The sequence below is a fragment of the Kitasatospora putterlickiae genome (assembly GCF_039527695.1).
Classification (GTDB): Bacteria; Actinomycetota; Actinomycetes; order Streptomycetales; family Streptomycetaceae; genus Kitasatospora; species Kitasatospora putterlickiae.
Map to the genome: position 1 here is coordinate 1 of NZ_BAAAKJ010000067.1, position 3,210 is coordinate 3,210.

4 protein-coding genes and 1 pseudogene are annotated in these 3,210 nt (G+C 72.5%); 1 reads left to right on the forward strand and 4 read right to left on the reverse strand.

Annotation, left to right across the window (positions count from 1 at the left end):
- From ABD308_RS07585 to rimP, 4 genes are all read right to left on the reverse strand, one after another.
- Nucleotides 1-223 (reverse strand): translation initiation factor IF-2 N-terminal domain-containing protein (locus ABD308_RS07585; RefSeq protein WP_344329607.1); only part of this gene is annotated, 223 nt, incomplete at its 3' end.
- A 211-nt stretch (nucleotides 224-434) separates the two neighbouring features.
- Nucleotides 435-680: a YlxR family protein gene (locus ABD308_RS07590; protein ID WP_344329609.1), complete on the reverse strand. Its 246-nt coding sequence runs from the start codon at nucleotides 678-680 to the stop codon at nucleotides 435-437.
- A 127-nt stretch (nucleotides 681-807) separates the two neighbouring features.
- Complete coding sequence (gene nusA / locus ABD308_RS07595; protein ID WP_344329611.1) at nucleotides 808-1,809, reverse strand: transcription termination factor NusA; 1,002 nt, start codon at nucleotides 1,807-1,809, stop codon at nucleotides 808-810.
- A gap of 2 nt (nucleotides 1,810-1,811) precedes the next feature.
- A complete protein-coding gene (gene rimP, locus ABD308_RS07600) occupies nucleotides 1,812-2,339 on the reverse strand; it encodes a ribosome maturation factor RimP (protein ID WP_344329614.1) in 528 nt (175 codons plus the stop codon).
- A 736-nt stretch (nucleotides 2,340-3,075) separates the two neighbouring features.
- Here rimP and ABD308_RS39605 point away from each other — a divergent pair.
- Nucleotides 3,076-3,210 (forward strand): annotated as a pseudogene (locus ABD308_RS39605) (hypothetical protein); the annotation flags it as partial.

The following is a 3,210-nucleotide window of genomic DNA, read 5'->3' on the forward strand; positions in this document are numbered from 1 at the left end:
CCGCGGGCTGGGGCGCCGCGGGCTTCCGCGGGCCCGGCTTGGCAGCGGAACCACCACCGGTGGGGGCCACACCAAGCGCGTCAGTCAACTTGCGTACGACCGGCGCCTCGATCGTCGAGGACGCCGAACGGACGAACTCACCCAGCTCGGTGAGCTTGGCCATGACGGCCTTGCTCTCCAAACCGAGCTCCTTGGCGAGTTCGTAAACCCGGACCTTAGCCACTTCACTCCTGTCTATGAGTCCGGGGGTCTCGTCCGCCGGACCGTCGCTACTTCATGGGCGTACCCATCGCGTACTCATCGCGTACTCATCGAGTGCTCATCGCAATCTCGACCTACTTCCACATCGCGAGGTACCTGACTGGTGGCACGACGTACGGCTGCCCGCGCGCCGTGCTTGTTGCGGTGGTGCTCCGCCGCGCGAGCGGCGGGCGTCACGGGGAGCTGACGCTCACCCGCTCCTCGATGTACTCGCGGAGCCGCCCGGTGTCGAGCGCGCCCTGGAGCCGGAAGGCCCGGGGGAACGCCCGTCGGCGGACCGCGAGGTCGAGGCAGTTCGGATCGAGGTGCAGGTGTGCGCCCCGGCCCGGCAGTGCGCCACGGGGATCAGGGACGCAGACGCCCTCGACCGCCGTGACACGCAACAGCTGGTGCTTGGCCGCGCGCTTGCGGCAGCCCACGCAGGTGCGTTCCGGGCGTGCTCGGACATGCGTCCGGCCAGACGAAGGCAAGTCTACCCCTCCGAAGGGACATGGCGCCGCCCCGCCGGCCCCGGAGGGAACGGCGGGGGCGTTCGGACAACAACGACTACCGGTCCGCGGATTCCTGCTCGGCGCCCTCGGTGTCCGGCCGGATGTCGATCCGCCACCCGGTGAGACGCGCGGCCAGACGGGCGTTCTGCCCCTCCTTGCCGATCGCCAGCGACAGCTGGTAGTCCGGCACGATCACCCGTGCGGAGCGCTGAGCGGCGTCGACGATCTCCACGCTGGTCACCCGCGCGGGGGACAGCGCGGCGGCGACCATCTCGCGCGGGTCCTCGGACCAGTCGACGATGTCGATCTTCTCGCCGTGCAGCTCGCCCATCACCGCGCGCACCCGGGAGCCCATCGGACCGATGCAGGCGCCCTTGGCGTTCAGCCCCTGGCGGCGCGACCAGACCGCGATCTTGGTCCGGTGGCCGGCCTCACGGGCGATCGCCGCGATCTCCACGCTGCCGTCCGCGATCTCCGGGACCTCCAGCGCGAACAGCTTCTTCACCAGGTTCGGGTGGGTGCGCGACAGCGTCACCGACGCCCCGCGCACGCCCCGGCGCACGGCCACGACGTAGCACTTCAGCCGGGTGCCGTGCCGGTAGTCCTCGCCCGGGACCTGCTCCTGCGGCGGGAGGATGGCCTCCAGCTTGCCGATGTCGACCAGCACGTTCTTCGGGTCGTTGCCCTGCTGGACGACACCGGTGACGATGTCGCCCTCCTTGCCCGCGTACTCGCCGAAGGTCTGGTCGTCGGCGGCGTCACGCAGCCGCTGCATCATCACCTGCATGCCGATGCTGGAGGCGATCCGGCCGAAGCCGCTCGGGGTGTCGTCGAACTCCTTCGGCTCGACGCCCTCCTCCAGCTCCGACGCGTCCTCGGTCGCCCAGACCGTCACGTGGCCGCTCCTGCGGTCCAGCTCCACCCGGGCCCGACGGCGCGAGCCCTCGGTGCGGTGGTACGCGGTGAGGAGGGCCGACTCGATCGACTCGACCACCAGGTCGAAGGGGATGTTCTTCTCGCTGACCAGCGCGCGCAGGGCACTCATGTCGATGTCCACGGCTACGCCTCCTCGTCTTTCGTCACGTTCTCGTCGAGCAGCAGCTCGTCGTCCTTGCGGTTGAACTCCACCTGGACCCGCGCACGGGCGACCTCGCCGTACTCCAGACGGCGCTCCTTGGGCCGGCCACGGCCCTTCACCGGCTGGACCTCGACCAGCGCGCCGTCCTCGTCCGCCGCCAGCACCCGGGCGACGATCTCCCCGCCGTCGACCAGGTGGATCCTGGCCAGCCGGCCCTCGGCGCGGGTCCAGTGCCGCGGCACGGCCAGCGGACGCTCCGCGCCCGGCGAACCGACCTCCAGGACGTACGCCCCGGAACCCATCACGTCCGACTCGTCCAGGGCCTCACCGACCACCCGGCTGAACTCCGCGATGGTGTCCAGGTCCACGCCGCCGTCGGCGTCCACGTCGATCTGCACCTGGCGGCGACTGCCCGCCTGGGTGACCTTGACGTCCTCCAGATCCAGGCCCGCCTGCGCGGCCAGCGGCTCCAGCAACGCGCGCAGCCGGTCGATGTGGGTGGTGCTCATCCGGGTGGACTCCTCGGCCGCGTCTGCTGTTGTCAGAAGGTCGCTCCGCACCCCCGGCGCCGGTGCGGCGCGCGGCCGGGTCGCGGCAGCTCGGCCCAAAGCCTAGCCGGTGAACCCCCCAACCACCGATTCCGGCCCCGACCCCGCCTCACCCGGTGCGAGCAAGCTCACACCCCTCGCGGGCCGCCACCGAGAACCCGATCCACGCCCACAGACGTAAGGATTCTGTAATCATTCACGCCAACGAGGGCAGGCGGGCAGGCCGTCCTCCCGTACACGCCCCGGAGTGACACCCATGCAGCCGCCCAGCCGACGGACCATCCTGACCCTCGGGCTGCTCCTGACCGCCGGCACAGCCCTCAGCGCCTGTACCAGCGGGTCCGACGCCGACCCCGCCACCCCGACCGGCGACCGCCACCGCCCCGACCCCGACGAGCCGGTCCGCCTGCGCGCCGTCGCCGCCACCGACACCCTCCTCGCCGGCTACGACGCCCTCCTCCCCCAGGCCCCGCAGCTCCAGCCGCTGCGCACCGAGGTCGCCCAGCACCGCGCCGCCCTCCAGCCGACCACCACGACGCCCCCCACCACCGCCACGGCTCCCCCCACCACGGCCCCCACCACCCTCGCCGCCCTGGCCGCCCTGGAACGCCAGACCGCCCAGGCCCGCCTCGCCGACCTCGGCGCCGCCTCCCCCCAACTGGCCCGCCTGCTGGCCTCCGTCTCCGCGGCCGGCGTCCTGCACTCCGTCGCCCTCGGCGACCCCGCGCCGTCCGCCGCCCCCGCGCCCGGCACCACCCCCGCCGCCGGCGAGCCGGCCACCGCCTTCCAGGACGCCCTCAGCGCCGAGCACGCCGCCATCTACGGCTACGGC

Excerpts from the sequence above, each read along its gene's own strand:
- rimP (WP_344329614.1), bottom strand. The coding sequence starts at position 2,339 with ATGAGCACCACCCACATCGACCGGCTGCGCGCGTTGCTGGAGCCGCTG.